18 protein-coding genes are annotated in these 17,866 nt (G+C 70.1%); 11 read left to right on the top strand and 7 right to left on the bottom strand.

Annotated elements, in window-relative coordinates; all coding sequences use genetic code 11:
- Positions 1-10: 10 nt before the first annotated feature.
- Genes FVQ89_RS00090 through FVQ89_RS00070 form a run of 5 tightly spaced genes read left to right on the top strand, consistent with a single transcriptional unit; the run spans position 11 to position 5,737 of the window.
- On the top strand, positions 11-1,504 hold the full coding sequence (locus tag FVQ89_RS00090) for an ABC transporter ATP-binding protein (protein WP_147899917.1): 1,494 nt from the start codon (positions 11-13) through the stop codon (positions 1,502-1,504).
- Between the two features lies 1 nt (position 1,505).
- A complete protein-coding gene (locus FVQ89_RS00085; RefSeq protein ID WP_147899916.1) occupies positions 1,506-2,756 on the top strand; it encodes an ABC transporter permease in 1,251 nt (416 codons plus the stop codon).
- Entirely contained in the window at positions 2,756-4,033 is a 1,278-nt protein-coding gene (locus FVQ89_RS00080; RefSeq protein WP_147899915.1) for an ABC transporter permease, read from the top strand. Before FVQ89_RS00085 ends, FVQ89_RS00080 begins: the two co-directional genes overlap by 1 nt.
- 2 nt (positions 4,034-4,035) lie before the next feature.
- Positions 4,036-4,449, top strand: a complete 414-nt coding sequence (locus FVQ89_RS00075) for a cytidine deaminase (RefSeq protein WP_147899914.1) — start codon at positions 4,036-4,038, stop codon at positions 4,447-4,449.
- Entirely contained in the window at positions 4,442-5,737 is a 1,296-nt protein-coding gene (locus FVQ89_RS00070) for a thymidine phosphorylase (protein WP_147899913.1), read from the top strand. The genes FVQ89_RS00075 and FVQ89_RS00070 overlap by 8 nt, the downstream gene beginning before the upstream one ends.
- 109 nt (positions 5,738-5,846) lie before the next feature.
- Here the strand turns inward: FVQ89_RS00070 and FVQ89_RS00065 are convergent, their stop codons facing one another.
- Positions 5,847-6,704, bottom strand: a complete 858-nt coding sequence (locus FVQ89_RS00065; protein ID WP_147899912.1) for a hypothetical protein — start codon at positions 6,702-6,704, stop codon at positions 5,847-5,849.
- 172 nt (positions 6,705-6,876) lie between these two features.
- Between FVQ89_RS00065 and FVQ89_RS00060 the strand changes: the two genes are divergently transcribed.
- From FVQ89_RS00060 to FVQ89_RS00050, 3 genes are read left to right on the top strand one after another with little or no spacing between them, the layout of a single operon-like run.
- Positions 6,877-7,995, top strand: coding sequence for an adenosine deaminase (locus FVQ89_RS00060; protein ID WP_147899911.1), 1,119 nt, complete (start codon positions 6,877-6,879; stop codon positions 7,993-7,995).
- Positions 7,995-8,450, top strand: a complete 456-nt coding sequence (locus FVQ89_RS00055) for a PTS sugar transporter subunit IIA (protein ID WP_147899910.1) — start codon at positions 7,995-7,997, stop codon at positions 8,448-8,450. Before FVQ89_RS00060 ends, FVQ89_RS00055 begins: the two co-directional genes overlap by 1 nt.
- The gene (locus FVQ89_RS00050; protein ID WP_147899909.1) at positions 8,447-8,719 is read left to right on the top strand and encodes a PTS sugar transporter subunit IIB; all 273 of its coding nucleotides are present in this window, start codon (positions 8,447-8,449) and stop codon (positions 8,717-8,719) included. The genes FVQ89_RS00055 and FVQ89_RS00050 overlap by 4 nt, the downstream gene beginning before the upstream one ends.
- Positions 8,720-8,731: 12 nt before the next feature.
- Here the strand turns inward: FVQ89_RS00050 and FVQ89_RS00045 are convergent, their stop codons facing one another.
- Complete coding sequence (locus tag FVQ89_RS00045; RefSeq protein ID WP_222706075.1) at positions 8,732-9,034, bottom strand: hypothetical protein; 303 nt, start codon at positions 9,032-9,034, stop codon at positions 8,732-8,734.
- Between the two features lie 81 nt (positions 9,035-9,115).
- Between FVQ89_RS00045 and FVQ89_RS00040 the strand changes: the two genes are divergently transcribed.
- Positions 9,116-9,700 carry a TetR/AcrR family transcriptional regulator gene (locus FVQ89_RS00040; protein ID WP_147899908.1) on the top strand — a complete coding sequence of 195 codons (585 nt, stop codon included), beginning with the start codon at positions 9,116-9,118 and terminating at the stop codon, positions 9,698-9,700.
- Between the two features lie 4 nt (positions 9,701-9,704).
- Here the strand turns inward: FVQ89_RS00040 and FVQ89_RS00035 are convergent, their stop codons facing one another.
- Positions 9,705-11,369, bottom strand: coding sequence for a phospho-sugar mutase (locus FVQ89_RS00035; RefSeq protein ID WP_255513306.1), 1,665 nt, complete (start codon positions 11,367-11,369; stop codon positions 9,705-9,707).
- Positions 11,366-12,196 carry a purine-nucleoside phosphorylase gene (locus FVQ89_RS00030; RefSeq protein ID WP_147899907.1) on the bottom strand — a complete coding sequence of 277 codons (831 nt, stop codon included), beginning with the start codon at positions 12,194-12,196 and terminating at the stop codon, positions 11,366-11,368. Before FVQ89_RS00030 ends, FVQ89_RS00035 begins: the two co-directional genes overlap by 4 nt.
- 29 nt (positions 12,197-12,225) lie before the next feature.
- On the opposite strand from FVQ89_RS00030, the gene FVQ89_RS00025 reads away from it, so the two are divergent.
- Entirely contained in the window at positions 12,226-13,662 is a 1,437-nt protein-coding gene (locus tag FVQ89_RS00025; protein WP_147899906.1) for an NAD(P)H-quinone dehydrogenase, read from the top strand.
- On the opposite strand, the gene FVQ89_RS00020 is transcribed toward FVQ89_RS00025, so the two are convergent.
- The 3 genes from FVQ89_RS00020 to FVQ89_RS00010 all read right to left on the bottom strand — a co-directional run bounded on the left by FVQ89_RS00020 (position 13,655) and on the right by FVQ89_RS00010 (position 16,976).
- The gene (locus FVQ89_RS00020; protein WP_147899905.1) at positions 13,655-14,389 is read right to left on the bottom strand and encodes a hypothetical protein; all 735 of its coding nucleotides are present in this window, start codon (positions 14,387-14,389) and stop codon (positions 13,655-13,657) included. The genes FVQ89_RS00025 and FVQ89_RS00020 overlap by 8 nt on opposite strands.
- Before the next feature lie 94 nt (positions 14,390-14,483).
- Entirely contained in the window at positions 14,484-16,241 is a 1,758-nt protein-coding gene (locus FVQ89_RS00015) for a biotin carboxylase N-terminal domain-containing protein (protein ID WP_147899904.1), read from the bottom strand.
- Positions 16,242-16,337: 96 nt separating this feature from the next.
- The gene (locus FVQ89_RS00010; protein WP_147899903.1) at positions 16,338-16,976 is read right to left on the bottom strand and encodes a nucleoside triphosphate pyrophosphatase; all 639 of its coding nucleotides are present in this window, start codon (positions 16,974-16,976) and stop codon (positions 16,338-16,340) included.
- A gap of 46 nt (positions 16,977-17,022) precedes the next feature.
- On the opposite strand from FVQ89_RS00010, the gene FVQ89_RS00005 reads away from it, so the two are divergent.
- Positions 17,023-17,866: class I SAM-dependent RNA methyltransferase (locus FVQ89_RS00005; RefSeq protein WP_370454435.1), on the top strand; the 844-nt coding region annotated here is incomplete at its 3' end.

The raw sequence follows: 17,866 nt of genomic DNA, 5'->3' as shown, positions 1-17,866 counted from the left end.
GGAATTCACCATGAAACTCGAGCTCCGCGGGATCACGAAGCGCTTCGGATCTCTGGTCGCCAATGACGGCATCGACCTGGTGGTCGAACCGGGACAGATCCACGCCCTCCTCGGTGAGAACGGCGCCGGCAAGTCGACCCTCATGAATGTCCTCTTCGGGCTCTATCAGCCCGACGCCGGTGAGATCCTCCTGGATGACGCCCCTCGCCACTTCACCGGACCCGGGCAGGCGATGTCGGCGGGCATCGGCATGGTGCATCAGCACTTCATGCTCATCCCGGTGTTCACCGTCGCCGAGAACGTCATGCTCGGCCACGAGCCATCGAAGGCGGGCGTGATCGATCTCGGCGAGGCACGCCGTCGCGTTCGCGAGATCTCCGACCGCTTCGGATTCGACCTCGATCCGGATGCGCTTGTCGAGGACCTCCCCGTCGGCGTGCAGCAACGCGTCGAGATCGTGAAGGCGCTCTCGCGGGAGGCGCAGGTGCTCGTGCTCGACGAGCCCACCGCCGTGCTCACCCCGCAAGAGACCGACGAACTGATGTCGACCATGCGGGCCCTCGCCGATGCGGGCACCTCGATCGTGTTCATTACCCACAAGCTGCGCGAGGTGAAGGCCGTCGCCGACACCATCACCGTCATCCGGCTCGGGAAGGTGGTCGGGCAGGCGCTGCCCACCGCATCCACCGACGAGCTCGCCTCGCTCATGGTCGGCCGCGATGTCGAGCTGACCGTCGCGAAGAACCCGCCGAAGCTCGGCGAGGAGGCCTTCGTCGTCGAAGGGCTCACCCTATTCGGCCCCGGCGGCACGCGCCTGCTCGACGACGTCTCGTTCAGCATCCGCGAAGGCGAAGTGCTCGCGATCGCGGGTGTACAGGGCAACGGTCAGACCGAGCTCACCGAGGCCATCGTCGGTCTGCGCGAGCACGCTCTGGGATCTGTGCGCCTCTACGGCCGCGAGCTGATCGACGCGAGCGTGCGCGACGTGCTCGGATCCGGTGTCGGATTCGTTCCCGAGGACCGCAAGGTCGACGGTCTCGTCGCCGAGTTCTCGGTCGCAGAGAACCTCATGCTCGACCGCAGCGACACTCGCCCGTTCGCCAAGGGTGGCGTGATCGACCTCGCCCACCGCGACCGGTTCGCCGACGACGCGATCGCCGAGTTCGACATCCGCACGCCCGGGCGCACGACCCTCGTGGGCCGGCTCTCGGGCGGAAACCAGCAGAAGGTGGTGCTCGCGCGCGAGCTCGGTCGCGAGCTCAAGCTGCTCGTCGCGTCCCAGCCCACCCGCGGAGTGGACGTCGGATCGATCGAGTTCATCCACGAGCGGATCGTCGAGGTGCGTGACTCCGGTGTGCCCGTGCTCGTGGTCTCGACCGAGCTCGACGAGGTGATCGCTCTCGCCGATCGGATCGCGGTCATGTACCGCGGCGCGATCATCGACATCGTCCCCGCCGACACTCCCCGCGAGCAGCTCGGCCGCCTGATGGCAGGAGTGCACTGACATGACGACGACTGTTCCCGAGACGTCGCCCGCTCCCGATCGGCCCGGGTGGCGCGAGGTCCTACACGACATCGCAGCGGGGAGCGCCATTCGCACCGTGCTCGCGGTCGTGCTCTCGCTCGCCATCGCATCCGTGTTCATCGTGTTCACGAACGAGGGCGTGCAATCCACCCTCGGCTACTTCTTCTCGCGTCCGGGCGACTTCTTCCAGGCGGCGGGCAGCGCTCTCGGCGACGCGTACGCCGCACTGTTCCGGGGCGCGATCTACAACACCCGGGCGGATTCGTTCGCGTCCGGGATCAAGCCGCTCACGGAGTCGCTCCGCTTCGCCGGTCCGCTTATCGCGGCGGGCCTCGGCATCGCCCTCACCTTCCGCTCGGGCCTGTTCAACATCGGTGGCCAGGGTCAGCTGCTCATGGGCGCCATCTGGTCGGCCTGGGCCGCGTTCCAGTTGCACCTGCCGTATGGCATCCACCTGATCGTCGCGATGATCTTCGGATTCGTGGGCGCGGGCCTCTGGGCAGGGATCGCCGGCTTCTTGAAGGCGAAGACCGGTGCGCACGAGGTGATCGTGACGATCATGTTGAACTACATCGCGGTCTCGCTCGCGACGTACCTCATGCGCACGCCCGTGCTGCACGACATGGACTCGGGAAGCAACCCCACCACCCGGCCCCCGGATCCGACGGCGGTGTTCCCGCGGCTCCTCGGAGACGGATACGAGCTGCGCTGGTCGTTCGTGTTGTGCGTCATCGCCGTGGGCGTGTTCTGGTGGCTCATGGAGCGATCCCCGCTCGGCTTCCGTCTGCGGATGGTGGGCCTCAACCCCGACGCCGCTCGCGCCGCGGGCGTGAACGTCTCACGGATGACGATCGTCGCGATGGTGCTCTCGGGCCTCTTCGTCGGCCTGGCGGGCATCAACCAGTCGCTGGGACGCGACGGCAACTTCGCCCCGCAGATCGATGCGGGCATCGGATTCGACGCGATCACGGTCGCGCTGCTCGGGGGGTCCCGCGCGCTCGGCGTGCTCTTCGCGGGGCTCCTGTTCGGCGCCCTCAAGGCCGCCGGGCCGACCATGCAGCTCGCCGACGTGCCGCCCGAGATCCTCGGCGTGATCCAGGGCCTCATCGTGCTCTTCATCGCCGCGCCACCGCTCGTGCGCGCGATCTTCCGCTTCCTGCCGACACCCCGCGAGGTCACGGTCGTCGGAACGGGCCGAAAGCCCGCCCTCGAGCAGAAGGGAGGCGAGTGATGTCCGTCGCCGCCGAGCCCGTGGCCGTCGCCCACGCATCCGCACTCCCGCCGCGCAGCTGGCGCCTGCCGATCATCCTCGCCGTCCTCGCGGTCGTCACCTTCGTGGTGTTCGGCCTCTTCGGCACCGACGAGGAGGTGCGCTTCGCCTGGTCGCGGGCCGCGGATGCGGTGTCGCTCGACCCGTCTCCGGCGTCGCCGCGGGTGATCGGGTTGATCTTCGGCGCCCTCGCGCTGCTCGCATCCGGTTTCGCGCTGTGGTCTGCCTGGAACCGCCGCAAGGTCGGCGTCTGGGTGATGCTGATCGTGGGCATCGCGTTCCTCGTGTCGCTCGTGGCCTGGGTGGGCGCGGGCGGCAGCGTGCCCGTCGTATTCCTCCTCACCGGGGCGATCGGCCTTTCCACGGCGATCGTGTTCGGCGCGCTCGCGGGCGTGATCGGCGAGCGGGCGGGCATCGTCAACATCGCGATCGAGGGGCAGCTGCTCGGCGGCGCCTTCACCTCCGCGATCGTCGCCTCGACGACCGGCAGCTACATCCTCGCGCTTCTCGCGGCGATGGTGACGGGTGCGCTGATCTCGATGGTGCTGGCGGTCTTCTCGATCCGGTACCTCGTCGATCAGGTGATCGTCGGTGTCGTGCTCATCGGGCTCGTCACAGCCATCACGAACTTCTTCTACTCCGCGGCCCTCGCGCCGAACTCGGGTGCGCTCAACAACCCGGGCACGCTCGACCGCATCCGTATTCCGCTGCTCGCGGACATCCCGGTGCTCGGTCCCGTGCTGTTCGACCAGCGGCTCACGACGTACCTGATGTTCGTGCTCGTGCCGCTCACCTGGTTCGTGCTGTTCAAGACCAAGTGGGGTCTGCGCGTGCGGGCGTTGGGTGAGCATCCGCTCGCCGCCGACACGGTCGGCATCAAGGTGAACCGGTGGCGCTTCTGGGCGGTCACGATCGCCGGTCTCGTGGCCGGTCTCGGCGGCGCGTCGCTCACGATCGGATCGGTCGGCGCCTTCGTGCGCGAGATGAGCGCCGGGCAGGGGTTCATCGCGCTCGCGGCGGTGATCCTCGGGCGATGGAATCCGTTCTATGCGGCGCTCGCGGCGCTGCTCTTCGGGTTCGCCAGCAACTTCCGCATCTGGGCGGGGCAGGCGGGCTCCGCGCTGCCGCCGGATCTCATCGCGATGACGCCGTACGTCGTCACGATCCTCGCCGTCGCCCTCGTCGCGGGCCGCGTGGTCGGTCCGAAGGCGGCGGGCAAGCCGTACCTCAAGGAGTGAGCATGAGCGACACCGTGGCCCCCATCGACTGGGAGGCGCTGCACGAGGCCGCCGTCGAGGCGATGGGGCGCGCGTACGCCCCGTATTCGAACTTCCCCGTGGGGGCGGCGGCGCTCGTGGACGACGGCCGGGTGATCTCCGGATGCAACGTCGAGAACGCCTCCTACGGCGTCGGCCTGTGTGCCGAGTGCTCGCTGGTGTCGGGGCTCATGATGTCCGGCGGGGGCAAGCTCGTCGCATTCGCCTGCGTCGACGGGAAGGGTGCGGCCCTCATGCCGTGCGGTCGCTGCCGGCAGCTGCTGTTCGAGCACTCGGCGGACGGGATGCTGCTCGCCACCGTCTCGGGTATCAAGACCATCGACGAGGTTCTCCCGGACGCCTTCGGTCCCCGCCAGCTGCAGGAGTACGGTGCCTGAGGTGGAGCGGTTCGACGCCGTCGATCTCATCCGCGCGAAGCGCGATCGCGGCCGCCTCGACAGCGACCAGATCGCCTGGCTCGTGGAGGCGTACACGCGCGGCTACGTCGCCGACGAGCAGATGTCGGCGCTCGCGATGGCGATCCTGCTGAACGGCATGGACGCCGCGGAGATCCGTGACCTGACTCTCGCGATGGTCGCGAGCGGGGAGCGGCTGGACTTCGCTGGCCTCGGGAAGACGACGAGCGACAAGCACTCCACGGGGGGTGTGGGCGACAAGATCACGCTCCCGCTCGCGCCGCTCGTCGCATCCTTCGGCGTGGCGGTTCCGCAGCTCTCGGGCCGCGGACTCGGGCACACCGGGGGCACTCTCGACAAGCTCGAGTCGATTCCGGGTTGGCGTGCCCAGCTCAGCTCCGGGGAGTTCCATCGCCAGCTCGCGGAGGTCGGCGCGGTCGTGTGCGCGGCGAGTGCGGATCTCGCACCCGCCGACCGCAAGCTCTATGCGCTCCGCGACGCGACGGGGACGGTCGAGTCGATCCCGCTCATCGCGTCCTCGATCATGTCGAAGAAGATCGCGGAGGGCACCGCCTCTCTCGTGCTCGACGTGAAGTTCGGGTCCGGCGCCTTCATGCGCGATGCCGAGCGCGCCCGCGAGCTCGCCGAGACGATGGTGCGCCTCGGTCATGACGCGGGGGTCGCCACGCGGGCGCTGCTCACCGACATGAATGTGCCCCTCGGCCTCGCGATCGGCAATGCGAACGAAGTGCGCGAGTCGGTGGAGGTGCTCGCTGGTGGGGGCCCCGCCGATGTGGTCGAGCTGACTGTCGCGCTCGCTCGCGAGATGCTCGATCTCGCCGGACTCCCGGACGCCGACCCGGCTGCCGCGCTCGCGGATGGTCGGGCGATGGATGCGTGGCGCGCGATGATCCAGGCGCAGGGGGGCGACCCGGACGCCGCGCTGCCTGTGGCGCGCGAATCGCACACCGTGCTGGCCGAAGCGGACGGCGTGCTCGCCGAGCAGGATGCTCTCGCATTCGGGATCGCCGCGTGGCGTCTCGGCGCGGGACGTGCGCGCAAGGAGGACCCGGTGGTCCACGCGGCGGGCATCGACCTGCACGCGAAGCCGGGCGACGAGGTCTCGGCGGGGAGTCCGCTCTTCACGCTTCGGGCGGACGACGCGGCGCGCTTCGAGCGGGCGCTCGAGGCACTCGACGGCGCGGTGCGGATCGCCCCCGCCGGTACCGAGCTGCCGCCCCGCCCCCTGGTCGCCGCCCGCATCGCCTGAGCCCGCCGCTCTCCCCGCTGCGGAATCCGCGCAGGCGCAGCTCTCGTCCCCGTGAGAGTACGCACTTCTGCGTACTCTCACGCCTCGAAGCCCGCAGAAGTGCGTACTCTCACGGGGTGAGGGCGCGCCGAAGTGCGGCGAGCAGTCGTGACGGGTCGCGAAGATCGTCGCCCGTCGCCTGGATGACGACCCAGCCCGCGGCGCGCGCATTCGCATACCGGCGGATGTCGTAACGCCACTGTCGCCGATCCGTGCGGTGATGATCCCCCTCGTATTCGAGCATCACCCGCGACTGCGCCCACACGAGATCGGGATGGATCACCTCCGAGCCCACGCGCACCGCCGTGTTGACCGCCGGGCGCGGCAACCGCGCGTGGTGGATCGCGAGCCGGATGCGGCTCTCCGCCGGAGAGTCGGCCCGACTATCGAGGAGCGGCAGCGCCTCATGCAGTCGTCGGGCACCCCGTCGGCCCTCGTATCGGGAGAGCGTCTCGGCCAGCAGCTCGGTCGTCGTGAGCGGGTCACGCACCCACAGGGCGCGATCGCCCGACACCACAAGGTCTCCCTCGGTGGCCCCCATCGCGCCGAGGTCGCACCAGGTGCGCGCCACCGAGGCGAGCGAGCACCACCCACGTGAGGTGATGTCGAGCGGCGAGATGCGCACGTGGTGTGCCCGCACGCCCTGTGCGTCGACGCGCCGGGAGCCGGCGGGCACTGCGACGTGGATCGCGTCGTCAAGCATCCGCTCCGGCAGCGGAAGCTCGTGCAGCCGCGCGGCGGTCGTGCCGTAGAAGAATGCGCGATCCGGCATCCGCGGCGCAAAGGCCCGGACGAGGTGTTCGAATCCGGTGTCACGCCAGCTGCTGCGGACGCCCCAGAAGGGCGCGTCGAGGCGCCGGAGTTGGGATGCGGTCAGGCCCCGCCCGCGACCCTCCGAGACCCGGAAGTAGCTGGTGCTCTCGCTCATCCCCGCGAAGGTACGCACTTCTGCGTACCCCGAGGGTTGGGAGTACGCAGAAGTGCGTACTCTCACGGGGATGAGGGGTCGGGGGAGGAGGGGCGCAGGCGCGGCCGAGAGCGGGCGGGCCACTCAGCTTCAGCGGGGTTTCGCCGGGACGTCCCCGACTACGCTGGGAGTCATGAGCGATGCCGCATCCGCCGTCCACCACGTCGAGGGAATCGACCTGCGGACGCTGCCGAAGGTCTCGCTGCACGACCACCTCGACGGGGGCCTGCGTCCGCAGACGATCATCGATCTCGCGGCGCCGCTCGGCATCGAGCTCCCCGCCTCGGATGCCGACGCACTCGGCGCCTGGTTCTGGGATCAGTGCCAGGCGGGATCGCTCGTCGAGTACCTGAAGACCTTCGACGTCACCCTCTCGGTCATGCAGACCCGCGAGGGGCTCACCCGTGTCGCCCGCGAGTTCGTGGAGGACCTCGCGGCGGACGGCGTGGTGTGGGGCGAGATCCGCTGGGCACCTGAGCAGCACCTCAGCCGCGGTCTCTCGCTCGACGAGGCCGTGGAGGCGGTGCAGGCCGGCCTCGATGAGGGCGTCCGGATCGCGGCCGACGCCGGATCGCCCATCCGTGTGGGCCAGCTCGTGAGCGCCATGCGTCACCTCGACCGCGGCGTCGAGATCGCCGAGCTCGCGCTCCGTCACCGGGATCGCGGTGCCGTCGGATTCGACATCGCCGGCCCGGAGGAGGGCTTCCCGCCCGCGAGGTTCGCCGAGGCGTTCGACCTGCTCGCCCGCGAGTTCTTCCCCGCGACCATTCACGCCGGAGAGGCGGACGGCCTCGAGTCGATCCGCGGCGCGCTCGTGGACGGCCACGCGTTGCGGCTCGGTCACGGGGTGCGGATCGCCGAGGACATCACGATCGAGTCCCAGGACGACGAGGCGAGCTACGTGAGCCTCGGGCGGATCGCGCAGTGGGTGAAGGATCGCGGCATCGCGCTCGAGACGAGCCCGAGCTCGAACCTGCAGACGGGCGCGTCCGCGCAGTGGGGCGAGGGGCTCACCGCTCACCCGTTCGACCTGCTCTACCAGCTGGGCTTCCGCGTCACCGTCAACACCGACAACCGCCTCATGAGCGCCACGAGCCTCACGCGCGAGCTCGGCCTTCTGGTCGACACCTTCGGCTACGACCTCGACGACGTGCTCGCGTTCCAGCTGAACGCCGCCGAGGCGTCGTTCCTCCCGCTCGAGGAGCGCGCCGAGCTGGTCGCGCTGATCGAGGAGGGTTTCGGCGCAGCGTGATGGAGAACACCGCCCTTCCTCCTCTCCCGGATGAGGCCGTTCTGCTTTCGGAGGACGCACGCGACTGGCGAGAGGCCGTCGCGGCCGCCGGCCGGGCCCTCACCGCATCCGGTGCGACCGACGCCGGATATGCGGTCGACATGGTCCGCATGATCGAGGAGCACGGCCCCTACGTCGTGATCGCGCCGGGTCTCGCCCTCGCCCACGCGCGGCCGGGCCCCGCGGTGCACCGCGACGGCATCGCGATCGTGAGCCTGCGCGATCCGGTCGACTTCGGTCATCCCTACAACGATCCCGTGCGGGTCGTGCTCGCGCTCGCCGGCGGGTCGAGCGCCCGTCACCTGCAGCTCGTGGCCGAGATCGCCAACATCTTCAACGACTCGGATGCCGTGGAGCGCCTCGCGGCGGCGACGAGCGCCGACGAGGTGCGCGGCATCCTCGGAGCCTCCGCATGAAGATCCTGACCCTGTGCGGCGCAGGCATCGGCACGAGCGGGATCCTGAAGGTCAACGCGGAGCGCGTGCTCCAGCGCCTCGGGATCACTGCGACCGTCGTGGCGATCGACGCGAGCATGCTCGAGTCCGAGCTCGAGGACGCGCAGGTGGTGCTCACCGGTCCGGAGTTCGTCGAGCGCATCGGGCGGACCTTCGCCGACGTGATCGTGGTGGAGAACTACTTCGACACGGCCGAGCTGCAGCGCAAGCTCGAGGACGCGCTCGGCTGACGCCGTGGCACGTCAGCGCGCGCGGCGCGCCCGCATCCGGACGTAGAGCCCCATCAGTCGGGGCACGACGAGGTACACCGCGAGGGGCACCACGACGACGGTGAGCACCAGGGCGCGCAGCACGGGGTGCCAGTCGAGCGTCACGGGTCCGGTGATCATCATCCCGGCGGCGACGAGCGGGAAGATCGCGATCCAGGTGATCACGGCGCGCACATGGACGGACGGCAGGGCGGGCGGCGTCGCTGCGAGCGGGGTCGGAGCGGCGGGGACGCCGGCGGTCTGGGGGTCGGGAGTGTTCGTGGGGATGGTCATCATGTCTCCAACTGTCTGGTTGGAAATGACCATAACGCACCGCGTTTCCAAATGCAACTGAACAGTTGGAGATAGACTTCCCGCATGGCGTGGGACACCGAGGGCACCAAAGCACGGCTGCTTGACGCCGCCGCCGCAGAGTTCTCGGAACGGGGCCTCGCGGGTGGCCGGGTCGACCGGATCGCGGAGGCCGCCGGAGTCAACAAGGAACGCATCTACTCCTACTTCGGCAACAAGGAGAAGCTCTTCGGCGCGGTTCTGCGCGACCAGCTCGCCCGTGTCATGGACGCGGTACCGATCACGGGCGAGGGACCGGAGGCGATCGTCGACTACGCCGGGAGGGTGCTCGACTACCAGTGCGAGCACCCGGAGCTCGCCCGCCTCATGATGTGGGAGGGGCTCGAACTCGGCGTCGCGATCGACCACGAGGCGCGCGCGGAACGCACCGCCTCGAAGATCGCCGCCATCCGACACGCGGTGCCCGCCCTCACCCAAGAGCAGGCGGCGGAGCTACTGCTCACCATCACGACGCTCGCCGATGGATTCCAGGCGCTGCCGCAGCTCGACCGTCTCTACACCGGCAGCACACGGCGGGATGCCGCCCGGATCGCACGTCGGCGGGAAGCCCTCACCTCGACCGTGCGCGCCGCGCTCCAGGCATTCGACTGAGGCGTCAGCCCAGAAGCTCGCGCATCCCGGTGTCGAGCGTCGCGAGCGCGGCATCCGCCGCAGCCTGACGCTCGGCGGCCGTCCCCTCGCTGCTGTGCGCATCGAGGTAGCACTTCAGCTTCGGCTCGGTGCCCGAGGGCCGCACGATCACGCGACTGCCGTCCGCGAGGTGGATTCGCAGGATGTCGCTCGGGGGAAACGGACCGAAGCCGTCCGAGAAGTCGTCGATGCGCTCCACGCGGATCCCGCCGATCTCGCGCGGGTGCTCCGCCCGCAGGCGCGACATGATCTCGGGGATGCGCGCCAGGTCGCTCACCCGGATCGAGATCTGCCCGGAGGCGAACGCCCCGAAACGCTCGGCGAAGGCAGCCTCGTGGTCGGCGAACGAGCGGCCCTCCGCGGCGAGCTCGGAGAACATCGAGAGCACCTCGACCGCCGCCGAGATGCCGTCCTTGTCGCGCACCTTGACGGGGTCGACGAGGTAGCCGAGGGCCTCCTCGTATCCGTAGGCCAGATCACCCACGCGTGAGATCCACTTGAAGCCCGTGAGGGTCTCGACGAAGTCGAGTCGGAACGCCGTGGCGACGACGCCGAGCGCGGGTGAGCTGACGAGCGAGCACGCGAGTGTGCCGTGCTCGGCACCGCTCTCCTGCAGGCGGCGGGCGGCTCGCCAGCCGAGCAGCCAGCCGATCTCGTTGCCGGAGAGACGCCGCCATCCGCCCGCGCCGTCGGGAACGCCCACGGCGACGCGGTCGGCGTCGGGGTCGTTGGCGATCACGAGATCGGCCCCCGTCTCCGCCGCGGTCTGGAAGGCGAGGTCCATCGCGCCCGGCTCCTCCGGGTTGGGGAAGTCGACCGTGGGGAAGTCGGGGTCGGGATCACGCTGGGCGGCGACGGCGATCGGCTCGCCGAATCCGGCCGCCTCGAACACGCGGCGGGCGGTCTCCCACCCGACGCCATGCATCGCCGAATAGACGAACTTCAGCGGATGCCGGGGCGCGGCTATCTCGGCCGTGCGCCGCACGTAGGCGTCGATGACCGCGTCGTCCGCCACCTCGTAGCCCTCGGAGCGGGGCAACTCGGCGACCGAACCCTCGGCGACCCGCGCGATCTCGGTCTGGATCTCCGCGTCGGCGGGCGGGACGATCTGGGACCCGTGATCGAGTCCGCCCAGATAGACCTTGTAGCCGTTGTCGGCGGCGGGGTTGTGGCTCGCGGTCACCATGACCCCGGCGCTCGTGTCGAGCTCGCGCACGGCGAATGCGAGCACGGGTGTGGGAAGCATCCGCGGGAGCAGGATCGCGCGCACGCCGGCGCCTGCCATGAGCTCGGCCGTGTCCCGTGCGAAGACCTCCGAGTTGCGACGCCCGTCGTAGCCGATCACGACCGAGGGTGTCTCCTCGCGGCCCAGCAGGTACGAGGCGAGCCCTGCAGCAGCCTGACCGACGAGCACGCGGTTCATCCGCAGAGGGCCGGCTCCGAGCTCGCCACGGAGTCCCGCGGTTCCGAACTGCAGGCGTCCGGAGAACCGCGAGGCGAGCTCCGCCCGAGCGTCCGGGTCGCCGGCGTCCACACGGGCGAGCATCGCCTCCAGCTGCGCGCGGGTGACCTCGTCCGGATCCTGCGCGGCCCACGCGCGGGCCGCGGCGATGGGATCGGCGGGCGTCACGGCAGAGCCGCCACGACGCGTGCGAGGAGGTCGCTGATGACGGGCTCCGCCTCCCGCCCCGCCTCGAGCACCTCGGCGTGGCTCAGCGGTTCGGGCGAGATGCCGGCCGCGAGGTTCGTGATCAGCGAGAAGCCGAGCACCTCCATGCCGGCCTGCCGCGCCGCGATCGCCTCGAGCGCGGTCGACATCCCCACGATGTGCCCGCCGATGGCCTTCGCCATCTGCACCTCGGCCGGGGTCTCGTAGTGGGGGCCGCGGAACTGCACGTAGACGCCCTCGTCGAGCTCCGGGCTCACGGAGCGCGCGACGTCCCGCAGACGGGAGGAGTACAAGTCGGTCAGGTCGATGAACGTGGCGCCCTCGAGGGGCGAAGCGGCGGTGAGGTTGATGTGGTCGCTGATGAGTACGGGCGTACCGGGCGTCCAGTGCTCCTTGATGCCGCCCGCGCCGTTGGTGAGCACCATGGTGCGCGCTCCTGCGGCGGCGGCGGTACGCACCGAGTGCACCACGCGGCGGACGCCGTGTCCCTCGTAGAAGTGTGTGCGGGCGCCGATGACGAGCGCGTGGCGGCCGTCCGGGAGGCGGATGCTGCGGAGCGTGCCGACGTGACCGGTGAGCGCGGGCGCCGAGAAGCCGTGGATCTCGGCCGCAGGCACCGTCGCGACCGTCTCTCCGATGAGGTCGGCAGCCTTCGCCCAACCTGAGCCGAGAGTCAGCGCGATGTCGTGGCGGTCGACCCCTGTCGCATCGGCGAGCTGCTCTGCGGCGATGGCCGCGATCGCGAACGGATCGGCGCCCTCTGCGTCGAGGGGGTGAGGCGTCTGCATGCCCTCACTCTATGCGCGACAATTGAGCCATGCCCTACGAGTTCGAGCGGACCCAACGCATCGCCGTCCTCGGTGGCGGACCCGGCGGATACGAGGCGGCCCTGACCGGCGCCCAGCTCGGTGCGGAGGTGACGCTCGTGGAGCGCGCCGGCGTCGGCGGCTCCGCGGTCCTCACCGATGTGGTCCCCTCCAAGTCACTCATCGCGACCGCCGGCGCTGCCACCGACGTGGGCCAGGCGGCCGACCTGGGCGTGCAGTTCTTCGCACGCAACGATCAGGGCCGCGCGGTCCGACCCGAGGTGACCGTCAACCTCGCGGCCGTCAACCAGCGACTGCTGCTGCTCGCACGGCAGCAGTCGGAAGACATGAAGTCGCAGCTCATCAAGGCGGGGGTGCGGATCGTGGCGGGCGATGGCCGGCTCGACGGCCCCAACCGTCTCATCGTCTCGACGGGGTCGGGTAAGAAGCGCGTCGACTTCGACGAGATCGCTGCCGAGACTCTCGTCGTCGCGGTGGGAGCGAGCCCCCGAGTGCTGCCGTCCGCCAAGCCGGACGGCGAGCGCATCCTCACTTGGACGCAGCTCTACGGTCTCGACGAGGTGCCGGAGCACCTCATCGTCGTCGGATCCGGCGTCACCGGTGCCGAGTTCGCCTCCGCCTACCGCGCCCTCGGTGCCGAGGTGACGCTCATCTCGAGCCGCGACCAGGTGCTCCCGGGCGAGGACGCCGACGCCGCGCGCGTCATCGAGAACGTGTTCGTGCGCGGCGGTATGACCGTGCTGTCGAAGTCGCGGATGCAGTCGGTCGAGCGGTCGGGCGATCGCGTCGTGGTGACCCTCGCGGACGGCCGGACGGTCGAGGGCAGTCATTGCCTGCTGGCGGTCGGATCGATCCCCAACACTGCCGGCCTCGGGCTCGAGGAGGCGGGCGTGCAGCTCACCGAGTCGGGGCACATCCGGGTCAACCGGGTGGCGCGCACCTCGATGCCGATGATCTACGCGGCGGGAGACTGCAGCGACTTCCTGCCTCTCGCATCCGTCGCGGCGATGCAGGGGCGCACCGGCGTCTACCACGCGATGGGCGACGCGGTCGTGCCGACCGAGCTGCGCAACGTGACCTCGAACATCTTCACGCACCCCGAGGTCGCCACGGTCGGATGGTCGCAGAAGCAGATCGAGGACGGCATCGCCCAGGGTGAGATCTACAAGCTGCCGCTCGCGTCGAACCCGCGCGCCAAGATGGAGGGCATCAAGGACGGCTTCGTGAAGCTGTTCGCCCGCACGGGCTCGGGCACGGTGATCGGCGGCGTCGTCGTGGCCCCGAAGGCATCGGATCTCGTGCTCCCGATCGCGCTCGCGGTGGAGCACCGACTCACGGTCGATCAGCTCGCGCGCGCCTTCTCGGTGTACCCGTCGCTCTCCGGCGCGGTCACGGATGCGGCGCGCGCCATGCACATCGTCAGCTGATCCACACCTTCCACGGCCGCACGCTCAACAAGAACAGGCGTTCCGCGACCGACGGGTCGGCCTCCACGCGCGCGAGGTAGGCCGCGGCGTGCTCAAGCGGCACCCGGATGACCATCTGCCCCGCGTCGGGCTCGTCGATGAGCGCCCCCGCGGCCACGAGCACACCCTCGTCGGCGAACTCGCGGACGAGCTCCGCGTGCTGGGCGAGCAGCGGATGGGACGTCACCCCCGCTCCGTCCGCGTTGGGTCCGTGAGCGTACGACAGCACGAGCCAGAGATCCTCGGTGGCGAGCTGGGCGTCCGGATCGTTCGCGTGAGCGGCGTAGCGGTCGAGCACGCCGGGCCATCCGATGAGGTAGTCCACGCCCGCCGAATCCGGGTCTTCGTAGCTCTCCCACCCGACATGGATCAGACAGACGAGGGTGAGGTTGTCGGCGACCTCGGTGAAGTTCACCTCGAAGATGCTGTGCTCGGCGTCCTGCCCCGGGTGCCAGGTGAAGCTCACAGTCTGCGGCGGGGCCGCGAACAGCAGGCGCCCCCAGACGTCGCGTGAGCCCGTCGGCGAGCGCTCGACGATCTCATCGCCCTCGAACTCTACGACGCCGTCTCGCCCGAAAATCGAGTGGTTCTCCCGTGGCCACCACGTGCCCGGGCCCGCCGTGAAGACGCGGTACGCGCGTTCGCGGTCCGCTCGAACCAGGATGTGCCGACGGATCGGGGGCAGCATTGTCACCTCCGGTCGACAGCGTTGACATTTCGGTGAGGGTACGCCGAATCGCGGGGGCTGGGCGGCGGCGCGCGGACAGGCGCACCGAAACTTTTCAGTCGGTGAGTGTGAGGAGGAGGTGTCCGGCCGAGACGGTCGATCCGACGGATGCGTCGATCGAACCCACGATGCCGTCCTTGTGCGCGGTGAGCGGCTGCTCCATCTTCATCGCCTCGAGTACCACGACGAGATCACCCTTGACGACCTTGTCGCCCTCGGCGACGGCGACCTTCACGACGGTCGCCTGCATCGGCGCCTTGACGGCATCACCCGTGGCGGACGCGACCGAGCGGCCACCGCCGCGACGGCGCGGAGGAGGGGGAGCCGACACCGATGCGGAGGGCAGGAGCGTGGTGGGCATCGACACCGCGACCCGCTTGCCCTCGACCTCGACGACGACCGAATGACGCTTCTCGGCGGGGCTCGGCTCGGCGAGCACGCCGCCCCACGGCTCGAGCTCTCCGGCGAACTCCGTCTCGATCCAGCGCGTGTAGACGCCGAACGAGCCGCCCTCCGCGGTGAACGCGGGGTCGCGCACGACTTGACGGTGGAACGGGATGACCGTGGGCAGCCCCGCCACTTCGAACTCGTCGAGCGCACGCCGTGCGCGCTCGAGGGCGTCCTCGCGGGTCGCGCCGGTGACGATGAGCTTCGCGAGGAGGGAGTCGAATGCCCCCGAGACGACATCGCCGGTCGTGACGCCCGAGTCGATCCGCACTCCGGGGCCACCGGGGAACCGGATCGCCTGAATCGGACCCGGCGTCGGGAGGAAGCCGCGTCCCGGGTCCTCGCCGTTGATGCGGAACTCGAACGAGTGCCCGTGGGTCTCCGGGTCGGGGTAGTCGATGGTGCCACCCTCGGCGATCCGGAACTGCTCGCGCACCAAGTCGATGCCGGTGACCTCCTCGGACACGGGATGCTCGACCTGCAGTCGCGTGTTCACCTCGAGGAACGACACCGTTCCGTCGAGACCGATGAGGAACTCGCAGGTACCGGCGCCGACGTAGCCCACTTCACGCAGGATCGCCTTGGACGAGGTGTAGAGAAGCTCGCGCTGCTCGTCGGTGATGAAGGGCGCCGGCGCCTCCTCGACGAGCTTCTGGTGGCGTCGTTGCAGGGAGCAGTCGCGAGTCGAGACGACGACCACATTGCCCTCGGCGTCGGCGATGCACTGGGTCTCCACGTGACGCGGCTTGTCGAGGTACTTCTCGACGAAGCACTCGCCGCGCCCGAAAGCAGCGACCGCCTCGCGGGTCGCCGAGTCGAACAGCTCGGGGACCTCTTCGCGCGTGCGCGCCACTTTGAGGCCGCGCCCGCCGCCACCGAAGGCCGCCTTGATCGCGACCGGCAGGCCGTACTCGTCGGCGAAGGCGAGGACCTCGTCCGCCCCGGAAACCGGGTTCAGAGTGCCCGGAGCGAGCGGCGCGCCCACCTTCTCGGCCACGTGGCGCGCCGACACCTTGTCGCCCAGTCGCTCGATCGCGTCGGGGGAGGGGCCGATCCAGATCAGGCCCGCCTCGATGACGGCACGGGCGAAGTCGGCGTTCTCGGCGAGGAAGCCGTATCCCGGGTGCACCGCATCGGCGCCCGAGCGGCGAGCCACCGAGAGGATCTTCTCGACGACCAGATAGGTCTCCTGGCTCGTCGTGCCGTCGAGGGCGTAGGCCTCGTCGGCGAGCACGACGTGGCGTGCACCGCGATCCTGGTCGGCGTAGACGGCGACGGAGGCGATCCCGGAGTCGCGGGCGGCGCGGATGACACGCACCGCGATCTCCCCCCGATTGGCGATCAGGACCTTCGTGATGCGAGCCATAACACCCCAGCCTAGGGCGACGCATGCGGGACACCGTTATGCGGCATCCACAAACACGCGCTCGATCCTTGCATCGAGGTCACAAAGCCCCGGTGCTCAGTGCTCGACGTTCCACAGTGAGGTCCACTCGACGCCGAGCTGTCGCACAAGCGTGCGCAGATACGGCACCCCGAGACCGACGACCGTGTGCGGGTCGCCTTCGATGCGATCGATGAAGCCTGCTCCGCGGCTGTCGATCGTGAACGCGCCCGCCACCTCCAGGGGTTCCCCGGTGGCGATGTAGGCGTCGATCTCGTCGTCGGTGATGTCGGCGGCGAAGTGGACGACGGCGGAGGTCGCGCCTCCGATGGCGCGCCCGATCTGACCGCCCCGCGCATCGATGAGCCAGTGGCCCGAGTGCAGCACTCCGGATCGCCCGCGCTGCGCCCGCCAGCGCTCTCGCGCCGTCTCCGGAAGGTGCGGCTTGCCGTGGATGCGGCCGTCGATCACGAACGCCGAGTCGCCGCCCAGCACGAGTCCGTCGATATCGCCCGCCTCCACCAGGCGCGTGGCCACCGCCTCGGCCTTCGCGCGGGCGAGGAGCGTCACGTAGTCGTCCGGCGCGAGCGGACCCGCCGCCGCTGCGACGGCGTCCTCGTCCACGTGCGACGGCACGGGCGCCGGATCGATCCCGACGGCCCGGAGCGTCGCGAGGCGAGCAGGCGAGGTGGAGGCGAGGTACAGGCGCACGCGCATTCCTTCCCGAGCCCGCGGCCGGGTCGTCCCGCCTATGCTCGGGAGGATGGGTGACATGCGGGGCCGCGAGGTCGAGGTCGAGGCTACCAACATCGCCCACGGAGGCTACGGCGTCGCCCGGCTCGACGGACGGGTCGTGTTCGTCGCCGAGGCCATCCCCGGCGAGCGTGTGCGGGCGCGGATCAGCGACGACCGCAAGGACCGCTTCTGGTGGGCCGACACCGTCGAGGTCCTCGAGCCGAGCCCGTACCGCCGCGCGCACATCTGGGCGGAGGCGGATGTCTCGCGCGCCCCGGAGGACCGACCCGGCGGAGCCGACTTCGGGCACATCGTGCCGGAGCATCAGCGAGCCCTCAAGGCCCACGTGCTCTCCGACTCCCTGCAGCGCATGGCCCGGATCGAGCGCGACGTGGTCGTCGAAGCGCTCGACGGACCGGCCGATGGTGGCGGATGGCGCACGCGCGAGCGGCTCCACGTCGCCTCCGACGGTTCGATCGGCCCCTTCGCGGCGCGCTCCCACCGTGTCATCGAGGTCGAGAGCCTGCCCCTGGGCGTGCCCGAGTTGCGCGAGGTCGCGCCCCTCGGCGAGCGGATGCCGGAGCACGCGAGCGGAACGGTGGAGGTCGTCTCCCCGAGCGTCGGGAGCCCCCGCCTCATCATCGGTACGCAGGCCCCCTCGGTGATCCGCGAGCGGGTGGGCGAGCGGGAGTTCCAGCTGGACGACTCCGGCTTCTGGCAGGTCCACCGGGCCGCGCCGGAGACGCTGACCCGCGCCGTTCAGGAAGCCGTGGATCCGGAGCGCATCGATCCGAAGGCCGCGAACCTCGACCTCTACGGCGGCGTCGGGCTCCTCGCCGCCGCTCTCGGCGAGCTGATGGGTCCGGGGATGC

The sequence above is a fragment of the Homoserinibacter sp. GY 40078 genome (assembly GCF_008017545.1).
In the GTDB taxonomy this organism is placed as follows: domain Bacteria; phylum Actinomycetota; class Actinomycetes; order Actinomycetales; family Microbacteriaceae; genus Homoserinibacter.
Note: the sequence above shows the minus strand (reverse complement) of the source record. Positions and strands in the feature narration are given on the sequence as shown.